We start from the raw sequence: 19,459 nt of genomic DNA on the forward strand, positions 1-19,459 counted from the left end.
GATAAAATTAAAGATAAAGAACTGGCTAATGTCTATATAAAATGTTAAAAGAGCTCTAAGGTTGCATATTTTAAGAAGTTTATTAAACAATATATCAGTATCTTTAACCACTTATGATAAAAGACACTAAGATTGCCATATTAATTGATGGGGACAATATACCTTCGAAGTACATTTCTGAAATGATGGAAGAAATAGCTAAATATGGTACACCAACCATAAAACGTATTTACGGAGATTGGACGAAACCACACTTATCTAAATGGAAAACTGTGTTGCTGGAAAATGCTGTAACGCCAGTTCAGCAATATGGTTATACTACAGGAAAGAATGCCACGGATTCTGCAATGATTATTGATGCCATGGATATTTTATATTCTGAAAAGGTTAATGGCTTTTGTTTGGTGTCTTCTGATAGCGATTTTACCAGATTGGCTACTCGGTTAAGGGAAGCTGGCATGCAAGTTTACGGTATGGGAGAGAAGAAAACCCCTAACCCGTTTATTGTGGCTTGCGATAAGTTTATTTATCTGGAAATTCTTAAAAAGGATACTGAAAAAGGGGATAAGGAAGGAAAATCTAAAAAGGCGAATTTATATAATATTACTCCTAAAGTAATTAGGCTTCTTAAAAACTCGGTATCGGATGCTGCTGGGGATGATGGCTGGGCTTTTCTTGGAGATGTTGGTTCTTTAATTTTAAAGAAACAACCTAATTTTGATTCGAGAAACTTTGGTTTTGATAAGTTAATGCCTCTTTTTAAATCATTAGATCATTTTGAAATGGAACAGCGTGATCAAAGCAGCGGACGGTTTAAATTAATTTATGTCCGGAATAAGTGACCTATTTCTAGTTTCTCTTCGAATATAATTTATACAAATCTAAAGTACTCAGTGGCCGTGCTGGATGACTAAATATTACGTCTAAAAAACAGAAAACCCCACGATGTTGCTTTGAGGCAAACATTTCGTAGGGCTTTCCAAACTAACCAACCAAAATTGTTATGATCGTCTTCTGCTAGTCGATCGCATATTGTTATTCCCAGATCTACTTCTGTTTTGTGTCGCTCTTGGTCTACTATTTTGCGAAGATCTGTTAACGCTTCTTTGTTGCGTTGCTCTGGATCTTTGGGTTGTAGTACGCGTTACTTGTTTCGTATTTCTGGTACTCGTATTATTTCTATTGTATGAACGTTTGTTTTGTTGTACTCTTGGTTTTGTCGTAACCACACTTTTACGTGTTACGGTTCTAGAATTATAAGTTCTAGGCTTTACTGACCTGTTAGTAGCAACTCCAGTTCTTTTGTTACTATTTCTTTGCACATAATTTCTGGTGTTACCTGAATTTGTGTTTCGTCTAACCGTAGTACTTCTTTTAGTTACGGTATTACCTCTTGAATTTCTGTTAACAGTTGTAGAATTATTACGTCTTGTTACACTTCTATTTGGGCTTGAATAATCTCTTCTGGAATCTCTATTTACAGTACTATTACGTCTTGTAGCATTTCTATTTGAATCTGAATAGTTTCTTCCCGAATTTCTGTTAATAGCACTGCTACGTCTAGTATTGTTGTTTTGAGCAACACTTCGTCTGTAATTTGCATTTCTGTTTACTCGTGTTACATTTCTCTTGCTTCTGTTTACTGTAGCATAACCTCTGTGTCTACTTATAGTATTACCTCTTCTAGTGGCAATAGATGTTCTAGGTCTGTAATTGTTATAAAACGGTCTATTGTAAGTATAACGTACAGGTCTATAATATTGTCTGTAGGGTCTGTTATAAACCACACAGTAGTCATAAGCAGGAACACTGTAATATCTGTGCCATGGTCTGAAAACATAATTTCTGTTGTATACATTTATAAAACCAGTACAGTGTGAAAAACGATTGTAACGGTTGTAGTGTACATATAAACCACCTACACGGGTTACATAACCGTAGTTATTATAGTTTATCCTTACGTTTCCTACGCGACTAATACGTCCGTAGTAATCGTAATATATAGGAGTGTTTTCTATTTGAATAATAGCGCCATATTCATCGTATTGTACGTAGGCGTTATAATCGTACCCAGAGTTAAAACTAAAATTAACGTTTGGAGTTCCTATGGAAACATTTACGTTAGAACCGCAGTAACGTTGTATATTAAAATCGAATTGTCCATCTCGAAATACGGAGAATTCTATACCGTCTTCAACAAATATGAAAGAGTTTCCATAACCTCTGGTATAAATAGATGTAGAATTGGTGTCAGCGTTGGTTGTGGTTGCATTAACAGTAAACCCTGTAAGAGCTAAACCTGCTAATAAGAATATAAACTTTTTCATAACAATTTGTTTTAATGGATGAATATGTTTGGTTAATTACAAACAGCGTGCCAAAAAACGGGTGGTTGGTTTAAGTGTCTGTTATTCAGTAAATAAGTGTTGATAAGTTTTTTTTAACTAGAATAGCTTCTGTTGGTATTGTGGGAAAAATTATCGAAATTCGTTTATGACTAGGATATAAAACATCAAAACGCTTTTATATCACTTTGTTAAGTTTATTTAAAATAGGATACTATGAAAGTTCTCCTTACTGGAGCTACAGGATATATAGGAAAAAGACTGTTACCGGTTTTATTGGAGATGGGGTGTTATGTTGTTTGTGGTGTGCGAGATAAAAACAAGTTTTACCTGGAAAATGCCTTTCAAGGTAAACTTGAAGTTATTGAAATAGACTTAACCAAACGAGAATCTCTTGATAACATTCCGAGAGATATAGATTTTGCCTATTATTTAGTCCATTCTATGTCGGCCTCGAAAAACTACAGTGTGTTAGAAAAGGAATCCGCAATTAATTTTAGGGAAGCTCTGGGGAAAACGAATGCCAATCAAGTTATCTATTTGAGTGGCATTGTAAACTCACAAACATTATCGAAGCATCTTAATTCCAGAAAAAATGTTGAAATAGAACTAGGTAAGGGAAAATATGCTCTAACCTGCGTTCGGGCTGGTATTATTATTGGTTCGGGGAGTGCTTCTTTCGAAATTATACGCGATTTGGTAGAGAAATTACCCATTATGATCGCTCCAAAATGGTTAAAGACCAAGTGCCAACCCATTGGAATCTCAGATGTTATTAAAATCTTAACGGGTGTAATTGATAACGAAAAAGTGTTTGATAAAAGCTATGATATTGCCAGTGGAGATGTTCTTACGTATAAAGATATGTTATTAGATTTTGCCTCGGTTCGGGGATTAAAACGATATATCTGGACAGTACCGGTAATGACCCCAAGACTATCATCGTATTGGTTATATTTTGTAACATCTACATCTTATAAACTTGCAGTTTCGTTAGTCGACAGCATGAAGGTTGAAGTTATAGCTAACAATGATGATATCAATAAGATCTTAAATATTCAACCATTGGCCTATACGGATTGCATTAGGCAGGCCTTTAAGAAAATAGAGCAAAATGAGATTGTTTCTAGCTGGAAAGATTCAACCATAAGTGGTAGGATAGATTTTAAAATATCCGATTACATCAAGGTTCCAGTATTTGGATGCTTTAAAGATGTTCGTAAAAGGCAAGTTTTAGATACGATATCTTGTATTGATAAAATATGGCAGATTGGAGGAAAAACAGGTTGGTATTATGCCAATTGGCTTTGGGAACTTAGAGGGTTTATCGATAAGCTTTTTGGTGGTGTTGGCTTGAGAAGAGGGAGAACGAACATAAACCATATTCATGCTGGTGATACACTAGATTTCTGGCGGGTTTTATATGCCAATAAAACCGAAAAACGTTTATTGCTATTTGCCGAAATGAAATTGCCGGGAGAAGCTTGGCTTGATTTTCAAATACTGGATAATGAGCTTATTCAAACCGCTACGTTTAGACCCAAAGGGTTATTAGGAAGATTATATTGGTATGCGGTATTTCCTTTGCATGGATTGATCTTTAATGGATTGATACGGCAATTGACCAAGTATGATAAAGTGTAAGCAATATTGGGATTTTCTTTAAGTTGTTGTTAATCAGTAAATAAGTATTTCAGGTTTTTTGTTAGAGGACTTGTTTTTGTTGTATTCTCGAAATTCTGATGAATATGCTAAAACAGAAAATATTTACATATTAAATGAGCAAAAAACTCGAAGCTACAAACTTCGAGTTTTTTAATCTTAAATTATTTTCTAAAAGCATTAACTATTTCTTCGATGCTTTTTGGTTTTGCCATTTTGTTTATAATAGTAGTAATTATCGTCGTCTTCATAGATGTCATCATCGTCCCAATCGTTGTCGTGGTCATCACGATCATCATGATCTCTATTTCTATGCGAATGATCTATGGTGCAGGATTGTACACCACAAAAATTACAGTAATTACTAGAATGTTTTACGCGTCCACGAGTGTTAATAATCTGTCCCCAATGGTTATAATGTACTCGTAATCCACCAACTTGGTTAAGTCTACCATGTCGTCTGTAATTGTAATTCATGTAGACTGATCCTACACGTTTAATTTTCCCGTACCTATCGTAATTTAAATATACATTACCAATACGTCTAACTTTGCCGTCTCTGTCGTGTATAATAGAAACCCCATTATTATAGCGATATGCATTATATCTGTATCTTTTGTGCTTTGTACCATAGGTAGCATTTACAGAACCTCTTCTGGAATTTCTTTTGTAGAAATACGTATCGTTATAACATGCATTATTGGCATTTGTGTTAAAATCGAAACTTCCATCTGGAAAAATTAAAAACTCAATACCGCGCTCTAAAAATTTAATTGGTTGTGCGTAGCGGTAACGTTTAGTAATGTCTAAATTGTTTTCTAATTTTTGGTGATTTAGTTCTGTTGCTGATACAGTTGTTAATCCTATTAACAAACCTGCAAATAATAGTAATAATCTTCTCATAATTATAGGATTAATTATTATGCCTACTCTTTAGCTTTTCGGCTTACGCTATGAGGTTTGGTGGTTCTTATACTAGCAATACATGCTATTAATGGAATTCGCCGTAAGTATGAATGGATTTCATGATCTCTTCATAGAATAAAACAGCAGCTACCAGGTTTCCAGTATCAGAATACGGTAAAATAACATTTTGAAATTCGATGGTGTTTTTTACGTAATTCTCGGTGTTTTCAATTTGATTATCCAGCGCTTTTCTATTTTCGTTGCTATTTGGGATACCTAGAGTAGACATCGTAATGCCAGGCTTAGTAGCAAAGGCTATATACGGTAAAATGTTGGTTAAAACTTCAATTCTTTCGGTATACAATTGCAATAACTGGCCTTTTTGCATTCGGTTTAGTTCTTCGCTATCGTGATATTTTTTTATGCCTATATTTTTACTTATAATACTTTTTGGGGCATTCTTTTTTTGAGCAAAACTTGATGCTGCAATTAAAAAAAAGCAAACACTTAATAGGGTAATTTTTATTTTCATGATTATGGGATTAAATTTTGCCTACTCTTTAGCTTTTCGGCTTACTCTGTTTGTTTATTGCCTTTCAATTTGCGTGCCAAAAATGTAAGTAATTGTTTTACAGTGTTTTGTGCGTCTTTAGTGTTTTTTGGTTTGAAAAACAAGTCTTACAAAATGAATTAATGATCATATTTATTGTATAGTGTGTTGACTCAATCGTACCTCATTGGATATATTAAAGGAGTTTGTTTTTTCAATGCTATATATCATATAGTATGATAAAAACTTCTATTTTTATAAAAAATCAATCATTTTAATGAAAACGGAGTTGGAAACCTGTAAAAATTGTGAAAATCAATTCGAAGAATCATTTAAATTTTGTCCACATTGTGGACAACAGGCTAAAGATGATCTCACAGTACGAGTGTTGTTTTACAATACGATAAGCAATTACTTCTCCTTCGATGCCCGTTTTTTTAAAAGTTTTTTGCCTTTACTGTTTAAACCAGGTTATTTAGCAAAAACGTTTGTTGAAGGCAGGCGGTTAATGTATTTACACCCCGCTCAGCTTTATTTGTTTATTTCGGTGGTTTTTTTCTTTTTACTTTCGGCTACTGTTGTTAGAAAGCAGGTACAAAACTTAGATGAGGGATTGAAGAAAACTTTTAAAACATCTTTGGTTTCAGATAGTCTCCGACTGGAAAATATAAAAGAGATAGATTCCATTAAGTTCGATAGTATTTTACTGCCTATCTCTAATAATAAGATTTTTGGAGTAGACAAGGAAGAAATAAAAGTTCTCGACTCTGTAATAAAGGCTGAAGCTAGTACAAGTAAAAACTCTGGATCGTCATTTCTAATGAATAAAAACAAAATAGATTCTTTATTAGCTACTGACTCATCAGATAAGGAGATTTATAAAGCTATGGGAATGAGTGATGATGCTAATTATATTACCAAAAAGTTTTATATTCAGGTGCTTAAGTTTTATAAACAGCGTAATGGCGGACAAATTTTGCAGGCTATTTACGATACAATCCCTATTTCGTTGTTCGTTTTACTGCCTATTTTTGCGCTTATATTAAAATTATTGTTTTATAATCGAGGGCGTTACGCCCACCATTTGGTTTTTAGCTTTTACTTCTTTTCGTTCCTGTTTACTGTATTTAGTTTGATTTTAATTGTCAATAACTTTATAAAAGTGTCCAACGGGATAGATTTTCTACTTGTGGTTTCTACTTTTTTCTATTTATTGGTTGCTATTAAACGATTCTATAATCAGGGATGGTTTTCAAGTTTTATAAAAGCCAGTATTTCAAGCTTTGTTTACTTGATGTTTGTTGTTCCCATCGCTATTATAATAGTTGGTTTAATCGGTTTCTTGTTTTATTAGTCCACGCTTGCTGTGTGACAAGAAAACTCGATTTTTAAAATCCCGCTTTTTAACGGGGTCTTTATATATAGCATTTTGTAAGCTATAAATAATTAAAAGGTGCCCGAAAATCGAGCACCTTTTTGCCATGATAGGAGGGGTGGAAAAAATCATTTAACTAATTACTAAAACAGAAAATCTCTCTCATATCAGGGTTTATAAGTAGGTTTTTTAAAAAGTTTATATATAAGAGCTAACTAGCGAAACGGTTATAGTTATTAGTGCTACTATTAAGCTCTTTACGTTCATTTTATTCACTATTCAATATGCAACAGAAAATTTAATTCTAACGGATAAATACTTATGCTAAAGGGATTTTATGTAAGGTATTACCTATATTTTATATTGAGCAAGATAAAGGAGCTGTTTATAAAACGCGTAAATACTATTCAGATTGGTGTTGGCTATCAGTTTTGATTTAAGCCTAGTTTGATATATTAACACGTTAACGACGTAAATTAAAACAGGTAAATGATGTTTATGTTGTTGATAAATAGTGCTTTGTCATGTCGACACCTGCCTGCCTGCAGGCAGGGAACGAAGTATGAGTGACGAGACATCTCATAAAATTGAGATTCCCTGTCTGCCGACAGGCAGGCTCCTCGTTCCTCGGAATGACAAAACATTATTTTTAGATCTTTTTTAAAGAATACCAACTCATTAAAGTTTATCCTTTAAATATTTTCCGGTTTCTGAGGCTTTTACCTTTATAATATCTTCTGGGGTTCCCATGGCTACTAGATTCCCGCCATGTTCTCCGCCTTTAGGACCTAAATCTATAATAAAATCGGCACATTTAATAAGTTCCAGATTGTGTTCTACAACTATAATGGAATGCCCGTTTTCTATAAGTGCAGTGAAAGATTTTAATAATTTTTGAATATCATGAAAATGCAGACCTGTAGTAGGTTCATCAAAAATAAAAAGCATCTTTTCTTTATTGCTGCCTTTGCCTAAAAAGGAGGCTAGTTTTATTCGCTGCGCCTCACCACCAGAAAGGGTAGAAGAACTTTGCCCTAAAGTTACATAACCTAAACCAACATCTTGTAATGGCTGGAGTTTGTTCTTTATTTTTGTTTGTTTATGAGTATCAAAAAATGCGATAGCATCATCAATAGTTAAGTTTAAAATGTCATCGATGCTTTTATCGCCAAATGTAACCTCAAGCACTTCTTTTTTAAAGCGTTTCCCTTTACAAGTTTCACACTCTAAATGCACGTCGGCCATAAACTGCATTTCAATAGTTACTTCGCCTTCACCTTTACATGTTTCGCAACGTCCACCATCAACATTAAAAGAAAAATGTTTTGCTTGATAATTCCTTATAGCACTTAATTTCTGTTTCGAAAATAAGGCTCTAATGTCGTCATAAGCTTTTATATAGGTAACCGGATTAGAGCGTGAAGAACGCCCTATAGGGTTTTGATCTACAAATTCAATATTCTTAATGTTACTAAAATTACCTTCCAGACTGCTAAATTGTCCAGCTTTATCTCCGAAATCGGTTAGTTTTTTCTGTAAGGCAGGATATAGTATTTTTTTAATCAAGGTACTTTTTCCGCTGCCAGACACACCTGTAACAACAGTGAGCATACCTAAAGGGAAGCTAACATCGATGTTTTTTAAATTGTTTTCTCGTGCGCCTTTAATGTCTACGTGGTATTTTGATGTTCTACGTGTTTTAGGCACTTCAATTTTAAGGGATTCATTTAAATATTGAGCCGTTAGCGAATTTGATGCCAGAATATCTGCATAAGAACCGTTTGCAACTACATGACCTCCAAAAGTTCCTGCTTCAGGACCAATATCCAGAATATTATCGGCAGCTATCATGATATCTTCATCGTGTTCTACTACAATAACAGTATTGCCTAAATCGCGTAACGATTTCAATACGGTAATTAAGCGTTCGGTATCTTTAGGGTGAAGGCCAATACTGGGTTCATCTAGAATATACATGGAGCCCACTAAGCTGCTCCCCAAAGAGGTTGCGAGGTTAATTCGCTGACTTTCTCCTCCAGACAAGGTATTGGATTTTCTATTTAATGTTAAGTAATCCAGCCCCACATTGGCAAGAAACGAAAGTCTGTTATTTATTTCTTTTAAAAGCCTGTTGGCAATTTTTGTGTCGTGATCACTTAACTCCAGTTGCTTAAAAAAACTTGTTAGCCTATCTAAAGGCATTTCAACCAAATCGGTAATAGTAGCGCCACCAACCTTTATATAGTTAGCTTCATTGCGTAAGCGTTTACCTTGACAATCTTTACATTTTGTCTTTCCCCGATAACGGGACAGCATAACCCGATTTTGGATTTTGTATGCTTTTGATTCTAGTTCAGCAAAAAAAGAATTTAACCCTTCAAAATACTCATTTCCATCCCAAACAAGCTGCTTTTGCGAATCGTTTAGCTCGAAATATGGTTTGTGAATTGGGAAATCGAATTTATGGGAATTGTTTACTAATTGATCCCTGTACCAACTCATACTATCACCACGCCATGGGAAAATGGCATTTTCGTAAATGGAAAGTCCCGTATTTGGAATAACCAGATCGTCATCAATACCAATAATATCACCATAGCCCTCACATTTAGGGCATGCACCATAAGGGTTATTAAAGCTGAATAAATGCACGTTAGGTTCTAAAAAAACCATGCCGTCTAATTCAAACTTGTTGCTAAATACCCGTTGTTTATTATCGCTTAATGTTTCAATAATGCAGGTTCCCTTTCCTTCAAAGAAAGCTGTTTGGATAGCATCTGCCAGTCGATTAAGAAAATCTTCTTCGTCCTTGGTTATAATTCTATCAACTACTAATTGGATGTCTTCAGAGCTTGGTGTTTCTTCTATTTCATCAATGCGAACAACAGAATCATTTATTTTAATCCTGGCATATCCTTGTTGGTTAAGCGCTTTGAGCTTATCATCCATACTACGACCTTCCTCCAAATGAATAGGAGCGAGTAGGAGTAGTTTTTCTCTTTCTGGGAATGTTTTTATATAATTTAAAACATCTGTAACGGTATCCTTTTTTACTTCACTGCCAGAAACAGGCGAGTAGGTCTTGCCAATTCTGGCAAACAATAGTTTTAAATAATCGTAAATCTCTGTAGTTGTTCCAACAGTAGATCGCGGATTGGTAGAATTAACCTTTTGCTCTATGGCTATAGCTGGTGCAATTCCTTTTATATAATCTACCTTAGGTTTGTTTAATCTGCCTAAAAATTGACGGGCATAACTCGATAAGCTCTCAACATAGCGTCTTTGTCCTTCTGCATATAATGTATCGAAGGCTAAACTCGATTTTCCAGACCCCGATAACCCCGTAATAACCACTAACTTATTTCTAGGTAGCACTACGTCGATGTTTTTAAGGTTATGCAATTTAGCACCTTTAATGATAATATTTTCTTTAGGACTCACTTCGGCGATGTTAGTAATCATAGGCTTTTTAAAGGAATAATTCTACAAAGATACTATAAGTATTTCAGCCTAAAAAATGCATCTTATTATAATTAATTATCAAAAAACATCTCATTTTTTTGTTTTTTAGGAATGAATGTTATTATATTTGAATTCGTATAATTGTTAAATTAATAACTCTCGCCTATAGCAAAATATTACTTTTAAACATGTAACCCCAAACAAAGGAGTCCTCTTTTTGAGGCATTAAAAGTAATTATTATGCAATACGATATTATTTCAGATGCTAACTTGGTTAGCAATTATATTAAAGGAGACGAAAGTGCTTTAGAAATTCTTATCCATAAGCACAAACAAAAGATCTATAGTTTTATTTATTCTAAAGTTTACGATAAGGATGTCGCTGAAGATATTTTTCAGGATACTTTTATAAAAGTAATACGTACGCTAAAACGCGGTGCCTATAACGAAGAAGGTAAATTTTTACCATGGGTAATGCGTATTTCACATAATTTGGTTATAGATTTTTTTAGAAAGAATAAGAGAATGCCAAAGTTTGATAACGCTGGAGAATTTAGTATTTTTTCTGTGCTTAGCGACACAAGCTTAAATGCAGAAAGAAGTATTATAAAAGAACAGGTTGAAACTGATGTGAGACGTCTGGTAGACGAACTTCCCGAAGACCAGAAAGAAGTATTGTTAATGCGTATTTATAACGATATGAGCTTTAAGGAAATATCGGATAGAACAGGCGTTAGTATTAATACCGCTCTTGGTAGAATGCGCTATGCTTTGATTAATTTAAGAAAGATTATAGAAAAGCATAATATCGTTTTAACAAATTGATTACACAATAAAGTGATTTTTGTTGCGTTAATGGTTTATATTAATTCTTAAATTGTTAGCATGGCAAAATTTTACTCTGAAAATTCCATTAAAAATTTGAACGATCAAGAACCGAAAGAGGAAACGGTTAAATTTCTTCTAAATTACTCTAAGGCTTTAAGTGTTATAAATTGTAATAAATTGAAGTTTGAAGCGCTTCTAAACTAAGTTTTCAAAAAGTCCTAATATGTGGTATGTTAGGACTTTTTTAATTTCTTGTACTCATTTACAACCGATTGTCTTCCAATTGTTTTAGTAATAATGTCTTTGTCCAGATCCCAACCTCTGGCTGGTGAGTATTCTCTACCATACCAAATAATTTGAAGGTGCAAGTCGTTCCAAAGTTCTTTTGGAAACAGTCTTTTTGCATCTTTTTCTGTTTGCACAACATTTTTACCGTTACTTAAATTCCATCGATACATAAGTCTGTGTATGTGAGTATCTACAGGAAAAGCCGGAATACCGAAAGCTTGAGACATAACTACACTTGCAGTTTTGTGTCCTACAGCCGGTAGTGCTTCCAGGGCTTCAAAACTTTGTGGCACTTCGCCGTTATGTTTTTCTATTAGTATTTCCGATAAGCCATGTATGCCTTTACTTTTCATTGGGGACAAGCCTACTGGTTTTATAATGTCTCTAATTTCTTCTACAGAAAGTTTCACCATATCGTAAGGGTTGTCAGCTTTTTCAAAGAGTAATGGTGTTATTTTGTTTACTCTAACATCGGTACTCTGTGCAGACATTAATACGGCTATTAGTAAGGTGTATGGGTCTTTATGATCTAGAGGGATTGGTATTTCTGGATAAAATTCATTTAAAGTTTTAATTACGAAATCTACCTTTTTTTCCTTAGTCATAAGTTGTATTTTTGCTCGAAAACAAAGTTAATACTATGAATACATTAAAACAAGGTGATACCGTTCCTAATTTTTCAACAACTGATGAACAAGGGAATACGGTGACCTTAAACGATTATAAAGGAAAAAAGCTTGTTGTATTTTTTTATCCAAAGGCTAATACGCCAGGTTGTACATTAGAGGCTTGTAATTTAAGGGACAACTATGAAGCCTTAAAAGAAGAAGGTTATGAGTTGTTGGGTGTTAGTGCGGATTCTGAAAGAAAACAATCGAATTTTAAGAAGAAATTCGACTTTCCGTTTCCTTTATTGGCAGATGTGGATAAAACGGTTATTGACGCATTTGGAGTATGGGGACCGAAAAAGTTTATGGGTAGAGAATTTGACGGCATCCATAGAAAGACCTTTATAATTAATGAGGAAGGTATTGTTGAGCGTGTTATTGATAAGGTTAAGACTAAAGATCATGCGGCTCAAATATTAGAAAAACAGAACGAGGCTGTATAAAGAGTGTCATTCAGAACGACTTCTACTGAACGTAGTCGAAGCAAGTGAAAAATCTTTAATATCCTAATAAACATTTAGCGTTTAAGAGATTCTTCACTTCGTTCTGAATGACAGACACTTTAAAAACTTTGTAATATACCTTTTATTATTTTCGTTTATTTAAGGTAAGTGGTTTTCTGGTGTATCCAAACAAACGGTAATCCTTAATTAAATCTGCTGTTCCTTCTGGTACCATAGCTTCCCAGCCTAAATCACCTTCAGAAATCATCTGCAAGATTTCACGAGAAAAGATATTCATGATACTAGTATCGTAATCTTCAATATCAATTACTTTTCCGTTGTATTTAAAGAATTTGTATAGTTCTTTCATACGTGGGTAAACTTTTAAGTTTTCGCTCGTAATCAACTCGCCCGATTCCGGATCTAACATTGGGTACAAGTAAACCTTTAGATCTTTGAAGAATAATTTACCAAAGGCTTCAAGAATACCACCACTTATATGGCGGTAGTATTTCTCGTCAAAAATATCAACCAAATTGCTAACTCCCATAGCTAGTCCCATTCTGGCTTTTGTATAGTTTGAGAAATATTCAACAACTTTATAGTACTCCTGGAAATTGGAAATCATTACCGATTGTCCTAACGAGCATAGCAAATCTGCTCTATCGATGAAATCTTGCTCATCAATTTCTCCCTCGGCTCTTAAATTCGATAATGTAATTTCAAAAACAACTACGGTCTTATCTGGATTTACTTTACTTTCTTTGGTAAACATTTCGTATGACTTCTCATACATTGCCATATTTACTTTGGTAACTGGTCTGAAACTACCACGTAATGCTAATATGTTTTTTTTGTAGAAAACTCTTGCTGGAAGTACGTTTGTACCGTCCGGACCAAAAACTACCGCATCTGTCATACCATTTTTAACGAGCTGTAAACTCATTAATCGGTTGTCGACATTGGCAAAAGCTGGTCCTGAAAAATTAATCGTATCAATTTCTAACTGATCTTTATCTAAATGATCGTATAAATAACGTAGTAATTTTTTAGGTTCGTTATATTTATAAAATGCACCATATATAAGGTTAGTCCCTAATACACCAAGAGTTTCTTGTTGTAAACGTGCATCGGTTTCCTTAAACCTAAGGTGTAAAATAATTTCGTTATAACCGCCAGTGGGTTCAACTTGATATTTAATACCAACCCATCCGTGTCCTTTAAATTGCTTAGCAAAATCTATTGTAGCGACGGTATTGGCGTAAGTGAAGAATATTTTATTTGGATGTTTTTCTCGTGTCAACCTAGTTTCCATGAGTTCCATCTCATGGGTAAGCATTTTTCTTAATCGCGCTTCTGTTACATATCTACCATCTTCTTCAGCACCATAAACGGCATCACTAAAATCTTTGTCGTATGCAGACATTGCTTTTGCAATGGTTCCAGAAGCTCCCCCAGCTCTGAAAAAATGACGACAGGTTTCCTGACCTGCTCCAATTTCAGCAAATGTTCCGTAAATATTTTCGTTTAAGTTTATACGGAGCGCTTTAGATTTCAACGACGGAATGTCATCAAATTCTTTATCCCCTTTTATGGTTATTTCCATTATTTTTACTGGTTGTTTGTCCGTTTACAAAGGTATTAAATATGTATAGTAAACAAAAAAATAACGCTATTTTTGTGCAAAACTTAACGTCGTTGAAAATAACATTTTTAGGAACAGGGACATCGCAAGGCATTCCAATTATAGGAAGTACACATCCCGTTTGTTTAAGTGCAAACCCGAAAGATAAACGTTTACGTGTTTCTGTTTTGGTAGCGTGGGACGATTATAAATATGTTATAGATTGTGGACCGGATTTTAGATATCAAATGCTAAGAGCCGAATGCGATAGCATCGATGGTATTGTGTTTACGCATGAGCACGCCGACCACATTATGGGGCTAGATGATATTAGACCATTTTATTTTAGACAGGGTGATATTTCTATTTATGCCCATAAACGTGTATTGAAATCTTTGCGTAAAAAGTTTGATTATATTTTTACAACAAAGAATAAATACCCGGGAGCGCCGTCTGTTGTTACAAACAGGGTGAAAAAAAATACATCATTTAAACTAAAGAATTTAGCAGTGGTGCCTATAAATGGTTTCCATGATGCATTACAGGTTTTTGGCTATCGATTTCATGATTTTGCCTACTTAACAGATATGAAAACTGTTCCAGACGAGGAGATAGAAAAGTTAAAAGGGGTAAAAGTTTTGGTTGTTAATGCTTTAAGAATAGATCCCCATCGTTCGCATTTTAATTTGGAGGAAGCGTTACAATTTATAGATAAGGTTAAACCGGAAACGGCCTACTTAACTCATATTAGTCACTTGCTTGGTTTTCATGAGGAAGTAGAAAAAACATTGCCGAGAAATGTTTTTTTAGCGTATGATGGTTTAGAAGTAATAATTTAAATTAAAGTTATATGAAACAAAGAATTTTTATGTATTTGTTCGTTTTTGCGGCATTATTGGTATTATTTCAATATGTAAACTCAAAACGGGTATTCGAAGACATTAATAACAAATTGTCGGTTCAAAAAGAAGCACTGGAAAAATATAAAGATTCGATAGAAGTTTTACAAAATGATATTTTAGAAGTTTCGCATTTTAATTTAGATAGAAACGAAGAGGCTATTAGTTATTTTGAATCTGATGGTTATAAGGTGTCTGAATTAATTCCTTTTATAAAGGACGAGCTTTATAAATTAAATGAAGTTAAAGGAGAGCATCCTATTATACCTTATGCATCCAGCGATGGTAGAAAAATGTTGCTCAATACGATAAAAATGCTGAACCATAAATGGATTGTTGCAGATTTCTCTGATGGCGAATTTTGGGGAGAGCTATTTTTAACTTATGAAATAACGGAAGACAAGCAGCTTAAATTCAATTTAATTGAATCGTTTTTATATCCTGTTTATTAGTGAAACTCTGTTTTGAAAAACCCGATTTTATATCGGGGAAATTCAAAATAGTTAGTTGAACTAATCCCGCTTAAAAGCGGGGTCTCATTTTAATAGTTGTCCAAGAATTATTTTTAGAATGCTAGGATAAATCTTGAGATTTTAGTGCTTATTTAATTTTATAAGCAACGCCTTTTTGTTTTTTCGTTTCTCCTACGTAAGAGTATTCGAAAGTATAAGAAGAATCTGTTGTCGTTAAAATTTTTAGATGAATATCCTTTTGCTCTGCCATGTTTTTAGGATTGATGGTTTTAAAGATGACCTCACAGTTGTTTATCCATCGTAATTTCGTAGAGTCTATCTTGTTATTGTATGTTTCGACCTGTAGGTCTTCTGTTCGTTTGAATTTAGATTCGAACAACTGATCGTTTATAACGACTTCACTATAAAATTCACCTGTTTTATAATCTTTACAATTGCGTGCAGTTTCATAGCAACTAACGAAGCTTAATAATAGGACTAGGAGTATAAATCTCATGCTAAAAATTTAAACGCAAATTTAGTAAAGAATAAAACTAATTCTGATAATTTTTAAAACTTCCGTCGGAATAAAAAATAACGATACGTTCAATTTCCTTTTTTCCGTTTTCTTTAGGAGTAGGTATTGGTGTTTCAATTTTTAATGCTTCGTTTGTAGAAAAAAGATCGGTTTCTTTTTTTATTGCTTCAGATTTACTTTTTGAAGGAAATTCTCCTTTACCATTAAATAGCCAATATAAATCTACATTAGGATAGGCGGTAAGTATTTTTAAAATAAAATCTAAACTGGGTTTATTTCTACCAGATAGAATATGAGAAATACTAGAACGCTGTACGCCAATTTTTTCGGCAAAGGAAGAAGCAGATTCACCATAGTAACTCATTATTTCTTGCAGCCTGTTTACAAAACCATCCATGTTTACCATTGTGAACAAATTTAGATTAGAGATTTACAAATGTAATAATATAGCCTCGAAAAAAAGAATAATAATGCGTAAATAATCTAATATTTTTAACCTTTAACTTTAAATAACAATAGTTAAATAACTAATTTAAAGTATTTTAAATACAATTTTTAAACTACCTATGTTTTTAGTAAACATTTGTAATTTAATTACTAAACAACTGTGTAATGTTGTAAACAATATCGCTTTTTTAATTGTTTACATTTGTGAATTGGTAAATGTTTACATTTGTAGCATAAAAGAACAGTATGCAATTAGAAGAAATAAAATCCTTGTTTTTAAAGCACAAGGAAACCAACTTATACCACCGTTATATTACCAATAAACATATAGAACCTCTTTTAAACAACTTAGGTGACTCTGTTGAAGTAAAGACCGTAGGTGAATCTGTCTTAAACAACCCGATTTACGCGTTAAAAATTGGTGAGGGCCATAAAAGGGTTTTAATGTGGTCGCAGATGCATGGTAACGAATCAACTACTACTAAGGCGCTTTTCGATCTGTTAAACACCTTTCTTGGAAGCAGTGACTTAGAGCACGTTTTAAAAGCCTGTACGTTATATATCATGCCTATTCTTAATCCGGATGGAGCGCAAGCTTATACACGTATAAACGCCAATGAAGTGGATTTAAACAGGGATGCTCAAAACTTAACCCAGCCTGAGAGCAAGGTGCTTAGAGCAGCCTTTGAATTGTTTAAACCTCATTTTTGCTATAACCTACACGGGCAACGCACTATTTTTGGAGCTGGACAAGCTAATAAATCTGCAACGGTATCATTTTTAGCACCCGCACAAGACGAACCTTGTACTATAACACCCAATAGAAAGGTTGCTATGGAGATAATAGCGGTTATGAACGATGCGTTACAAAACGTTATACCGGGTCAAGTAGGGGTGTATGACGATTCGTTTAACTTAAATTGCGTAGGGGATACGTTTCAAGCCGAAAACGTGCCTACCATTCTATTTGAAGCCGGTCATTACGAGAATGATTACGAACGGGAGGTAACCCGTGAGCTTATTTATATATCTTATGTTACATCATTACATTATATTGCTAATCATGATGTAACTGGCGATAAATATGAAGCATATTTGAAAATTCCAGAAAACCAAAAGTGTTTTTATGATGTTATTATACGAAATGCTAAAGTACCGGGGTATTTAAACAAAAAAATTAACGATATAGCTATTCAATTTCAGGAAAGACTAGTCGATAAAAAAATAGAATTTATTCCAAAAATTGAAAAAATTGAAAATTTAAAAGATTTTTATGCTCATAAAGAAATTAATGCCAATGGTTTAGGAGTATTGGACGTCGACAATGAGGTGGTGAAAGTGAATTACGAAAACGTTTTCGTAATAATAAATAATGAGAAAATCGCATTATTATCGAAATAAAACATATTTATAATGCGTTATTATTAGTAAAAATGTATTATTTTTGCTTTTTATTTAAGAATAATTAATATGGGGAAAATCAAATTAGACGAAATCGACCATCAAATTCTTGACATGTTAATTGATAACACAAGAATACCTTTTACAGACATAGCAAAGAAATTATTAATCTCTGCAGGAACAGTTCATGTTCGTGTAAAAAAAATGGAAGAATCCGGAATTATTAAAGGTTCTTCATTAATGTTAGATTATAAAAAACTAGGTTATTCATTTATTGCATACGTTGGTGTGTACTTAAACAATACCTCTCAAACGAAGTTTGTTTTAGAGCGCATTAATGAAATTCCATACGTTACTGTGGCGCATATAACTACTGGAAAGTTTAATATTTTCTGTAAAATTAGAGCCAAGAGCACAGAACATGCTAAGGAAGTTATCTTTCTACTAGACGATATAGAAGGTGTTTATAGAACAGAAACCATGATTTCTTTAGAGGAAAGTATTAATGATAAAAAACGTTTAATGCATTCTATATTTAAAAATTTATAGACTGTCTTAATTCCGTTATACGATATAAAAAAAAGCCCTTTTTAAGGGCTTTTTTAGTTAGTTCTTTTCGCAACAGAAGCAGTGGTTGGCTTTGTAATAACCTCTTTTGTGTAACGATTGTATAATACGTTCCTTAAATTTCAAGCTATAAACTTCAAACTTGGTATAGCCAAAGTTACTGATGCTTATTGAAGGATCGAGCGCTTGTACATAGTGCCACCAATTTTGCGGTACAAACAATACGTCTCCAGGCTCTAGAATAACACTCATAAAGTCATTATTCTTAAATTCCGGGAACCTGTCCTTTTCGAAGTTATTAATATCCACATCGCTAGCTACGGCACCATAAATATGCTTGCTACTGGGGTACATCGTTTTATTGAATTTTGTTGAGCAGATAATAAACATTTTCCGCCCTTTTATTTGTGCGTATACATTGTTGGCCGTATCTGCATGAAAACCAGAAATGGTATTGGCAGGACCTATCCAGGCTGTTATGTCGTTTACTTTGGTATGCTTTTCAAAAAAGGAAAAATCTATATGGCTTTTAAGGTTTGGATAGTATTCAAAAATATCCAACGTAGTTAAATAGTCCTTAAAGTTTTTGTCATTTTCTTCAGCGTCTTTTAATTGTTTTATATAATCTTTAAAAGATGCTTTTCTGTACCTGTTGTCGTCTTGAATAAAGTTGTCTGATAGCAAGTATACATCTTTATCATCTTCAAGCCCCAGGAAAAAATCTAAATTCCATTTTTTGGTAGATTCCCATGTGTTGGCAAGTCCTTTAATAATAACAGGCTTCTTTTTTTTGAAATAGTTTTTTTTAAAAGCTGCTGCATCTATAGAACTTACTTCCTCGATTGGCTGACTTTGATCCAGGATTTCGGATACGATATTCATTTTTATATAGTTTTATGGTTTGAAATAGCGTAAGAAAACTATTTCTGCTAGATAAAATTATCAAAATATTTATCGTTACGCAGCTTATGTTGTTTTATTAGATTAATGGATGGATTATTTCG

18 protein-coding genes are annotated in these 19,459 nt (G+C 33.6%); 9 read left to right on the forward strand and 9 right to left on the reverse strand.

The features are described 5' to 3' along the window. Positions 1-113 precede the first annotated feature (113 nt). Positions 114-842 carry an NYN domain-containing protein gene (locus C1H87_RS00220; protein WP_102753882.1) on the forward strand — a complete coding sequence of 243 codons (729 nt, stop codon included), beginning with the start codon at positions 114-116 and terminating at the stop codon, positions 840-842. Between the two features lie 159 nt (positions 843-1,001). Here the strand turns inward: C1H87_RS00220 and C1H87_RS00225 are convergent, their stop codons facing one another. Beyond that, positions 1,002-2,327 carry a hypothetical protein gene (locus tag C1H87_RS00225; RefSeq protein WP_102753883.1) on the reverse strand — a complete coding sequence of 442 codons (1,326 nt, stop codon included), beginning with the start codon at positions 2,325-2,327 and terminating at the stop codon, positions 1,002-1,004. Between the two features lie 234 nt (positions 2,328-2,561). On the opposite strand from C1H87_RS00225, the gene C1H87_RS00230 reads away from it, so the two are divergent. After that, positions 2,562-3,989: an SDR family oxidoreductase gene (locus C1H87_RS00230; protein ID WP_102753884.1), complete on the forward strand. Its 1,428-nt coding sequence runs from the start codon at positions 2,562-2,564 to the stop codon at positions 3,987-3,989. A 198-nt stretch (positions 3,990-4,187) separates the two neighbouring features. Here the strand turns inward: C1H87_RS00230 and C1H87_RS00235 are convergent, their stop codons facing one another. Both C1H87_RS00235 and C1H87_RS00240 read right to left on the reverse strand, forming a co-directional pair. Beyond that, on the reverse strand, positions 4,188-4,910 hold the full coding sequence (locus C1H87_RS00235) for a hypothetical protein (protein WP_158655069.1): 723 nt from the start codon (positions 4,908-4,910) through the stop codon (positions 4,188-4,190). 88 nt (positions 4,911-4,998) lie between these two features. Then, positions 4,999-5,445, reverse strand: coding sequence for a hypothetical protein (locus tag C1H87_RS00240; RefSeq protein WP_102753886.1), 447 nt, complete (start codon positions 5,443-5,445; stop codon positions 4,999-5,001). 295 nt (positions 5,446-5,740) lie between these two features. Here C1H87_RS00240 and C1H87_RS00245 point away from each other — a divergent pair, with 295 nt between their 5' ends. Beyond that, entirely contained in the window at positions 5,741-6,817 is a 1,077-nt protein-coding gene (locus C1H87_RS00245) for a DUF3667 domain-containing protein (RefSeq protein WP_102753887.1), read from the forward strand. A 699-nt stretch (positions 6,818-7,516) separates the two neighbouring features. On the opposite strand, the gene uvrA is transcribed toward C1H87_RS00245, so the two are convergent. Continuing rightward, positions 7,517-10,300 carry an excinuclease ABC subunit UvrA gene (gene uvrA / locus C1H87_RS00250; protein ID WP_102753888.1) on the reverse strand — a complete coding sequence of 928 codons (2,784 nt, stop codon included), beginning with the start codon at positions 10,298-10,300 and terminating at the stop codon, positions 7,517-7,519. Between the two features lie 240 nt (positions 10,301-10,540). On the opposite strand from uvrA, the gene C1H87_RS00255 reads away from it, so the two are divergent. Further along, complete coding sequence (locus C1H87_RS00255; protein ID WP_102753889.1) at positions 10,541-11,125, forward strand: RNA polymerase sigma factor; 585 nt, start codon at positions 10,541-10,543, stop codon at positions 11,123-11,125. 236 nt (positions 11,126-11,361) lie between these two features. Here the strand turns inward: C1H87_RS00255 and C1H87_RS00260 are convergent, their stop codons facing one another. Then, positions 11,362-12,021, reverse strand: coding sequence for an endonuclease III domain-containing protein (locus C1H87_RS00260; protein ID WP_102753890.1), 660 nt, complete (start codon positions 12,019-12,021; stop codon positions 11,362-11,364). A gap of 35 nt (positions 12,022-12,056) precedes the next feature. Between C1H87_RS00260 and bcp the strand changes: the two genes are divergently transcribed. Continuing rightward, positions 12,057-12,527, forward strand: coding sequence for a thioredoxin-dependent thiol peroxidase (bcp, locus tag C1H87_RS00265; RefSeq protein ID WP_102753891.1), 471 nt, complete (start codon positions 12,057-12,059; stop codon positions 12,525-12,527). Between the two features lie 145 nt (positions 12,528-12,672). Here the strand turns inward: bcp and C1H87_RS00270 are convergent, their stop codons facing one another. Further along, positions 12,673-14,133 carry a nicotinate-nucleotide adenylyltransferase gene (locus C1H87_RS00270; RefSeq protein ID WP_102753892.1) on the reverse strand — a complete coding sequence of 487 codons (1,461 nt, stop codon included), beginning with the start codon at positions 14,131-14,133 and terminating at the stop codon, positions 12,673-12,675. Between the two features lie 92 nt (positions 14,134-14,225). Here C1H87_RS00270 and C1H87_RS00275 point away from each other — a divergent pair, with 92 nt between their 5' ends. Beyond that, positions 14,226-14,990 carry an MBL fold metallo-hydrolase gene (locus tag C1H87_RS00275; RefSeq protein WP_102758124.1) on the forward strand — a complete coding sequence of 255 codons (765 nt, stop codon included), beginning with the start codon at positions 14,226-14,228 and terminating at the stop codon, positions 14,988-14,990. An 11-nt stretch (positions 14,991-15,001) separates the two neighbouring features. Beyond that, a complete protein-coding gene (locus C1H87_RS00280) occupies positions 15,002-15,502 on the forward strand; it encodes a hydrolase (RefSeq protein ID WP_102753893.1) in 501 nt (166 codons plus the stop codon). A gap of 148 nt (positions 15,503-15,650) precedes the next feature. Here the strand turns inward: C1H87_RS00280 and C1H87_RS00285 are convergent, their stop codons facing one another. Then, complete coding sequence (locus tag C1H87_RS00285; protein WP_102753894.1) at positions 15,651-16,019, reverse strand: DNA topoisomerase IV; 369 nt, start codon at positions 16,017-16,019, stop codon at positions 15,651-15,653. A gap of 37 nt (positions 16,020-16,056) precedes the next feature. Beyond that, positions 16,057-16,446 carry a helix-turn-helix domain-containing protein gene (locus tag C1H87_RS00290; RefSeq protein WP_102753895.1) on the reverse strand — a complete coding sequence of 130 codons (390 nt, stop codon included), beginning with the start codon at positions 16,444-16,446 and terminating at the stop codon, positions 16,057-16,059. A 287-nt stretch (positions 16,447-16,733) separates the two neighbouring features. On the opposite strand from C1H87_RS00290, the gene C1H87_RS00295 reads away from it, so the two are divergent. Next, complete coding sequence (locus tag C1H87_RS00295) at positions 16,734-17,888, forward strand: M14 family metallopeptidase (protein WP_102753896.1); 1,155 nt, start codon at positions 16,734-16,736, stop codon at positions 17,886-17,888. 69 nt (positions 17,889-17,957) lie between these two features. Continuing rightward, positions 17,958-18,437 (forward strand): Lrp/AsnC family transcriptional regulator, encoded by a 480-nt coding sequence (locus C1H87_RS00300; RefSeq protein WP_102753897.1) that lies wholly within the window; start codon positions 17,958-17,960, stop codon positions 18,435-18,437. 57 nt (positions 18,438-18,494) lie between these two features. On the opposite strand, the gene C1H87_RS00305 is transcribed toward C1H87_RS00300, so the two are convergent. Beyond that, positions 18,495-19,337, reverse strand: coding sequence for a cupin-like domain-containing protein (locus tag C1H87_RS00305; RefSeq protein ID WP_102753898.1), 843 nt, complete (start codon positions 19,335-19,337; stop codon positions 18,495-18,497). Positions 19,338-19,459: the final 122 nt, after the last annotated feature.

This window comes from Flavivirga eckloniae (assembly GCF_002886045.1).
Lineage (GTDB): Bacteria > Bacteroidota > Bacteroidia > Flavobacteriales > Flavobacteriaceae > Flavivirga > Flavivirga eckloniae.

Bases quoted from the DNA above. Each gene is read 5' to 3' on its own strand.
- C1H87_RS00220 (WP_102753882.1), top strand. From the start codon at position 114: ATGATAAAAGACACTAAGATTGCCATATTAATTGATGGGGACAATATA.
- C1H87_RS00225 (WP_102753883.1), bottom strand. From the start codon at position 2,327: ATGAAAAAGTTTATATTCTTATTAGCAGGTTTAGCTCTTACAGGGTTT.
- C1H87_RS00230 (WP_102753884.1), top strand. From the start codon at position 2,562: ATGAAAGTTCTCCTTACTGGAGCTACAGGATATATAGGAAAAAGACTG.
- C1H87_RS00235 (WP_158655069.1), bottom strand. From the start codon at position 4,910: ATGAGAAGATTATTACTATTATTTGCAGGTTTGTTAATAGGATTAACA.
- C1H87_RS00240 (WP_102753886.1), bottom strand. From the start codon at position 5,445: ATGAAAATAAAAATTACCCTATTAAGTGTTTGCTTTTTTTTAATTGCA.
- C1H87_RS00245 (WP_102753887.1), top strand. From the start codon at position 5,741: ATGAAAACGGAGTTGGAAACCTGTAAAAATTGTGAAAATCAATTCGAA.
- uvrA (WP_102753888.1), bottom strand. From the start codon at position 10,300: ATGATTACTAACATCGCCGAAGTGAGTCCTAAAGAAAATATTATCATT.
- C1H87_RS00255 (WP_102753889.1), top strand. From the start codon at position 10,541: ATGCAATACGATATTATTTCAGATGCTAACTTGGTTAGCAATTATATT.
- C1H87_RS00260 (WP_102753890.1), bottom strand. From the start codon at position 12,021: ATGACTAAGGAAAAAAAGGTAGATTTCGTAATTAAAACTTTAAATGAA.
- bcp (WP_102753891.1), top strand. From the start codon at position 12,057: ATGAATACATTAAAACAAGGTGATACCGTTCCTAATTTTTCAACAACT.
- C1H87_RS00270 (WP_102753892.1), bottom strand. From the start codon at position 14,133: ATGGAAATAACCATAAAAGGGGATAAAGAATTTGATGACATTCCGTCG.
- C1H87_RS00280 (WP_102753893.1), top strand. From the start codon at position 15,002: ATGAAACAAAGAATTTTTATGTATTTGTTCGTTTTTGCGGCATTATTG.
- C1H87_RS00285 (WP_102753894.1), bottom strand. From the start codon at position 16,019: ATGAGATTTATACTCCTAGTCCTATTATTAAGCTTCGTTAGTTGCTAT.
- C1H87_RS00290 (WP_102753895.1), bottom strand. From the start codon at position 16,446: ATGGTAAACATGGATGGTTTTGTAAACAGGCTGCAAGAAATAATGAGT.
- C1H87_RS00295 (WP_102753896.1), top strand. From the start codon at position 16,734: ATGCAATTAGAAGAAATAAAATCCTTGTTTTTAAAGCACAAGGAAACC.
- C1H87_RS00300 (WP_102753897.1), top strand. From the start codon at position 17,958: ATGGGGAAAATCAAATTAGACGAAATCGACCATCAAATTCTTGACATG.
- C1H87_RS00305 (WP_102753898.1), bottom strand. From the start codon at position 19,337: ATGAATATCGTATCCGAAATCCTGGATCAAAGTCAGCCAATCGAGGAA.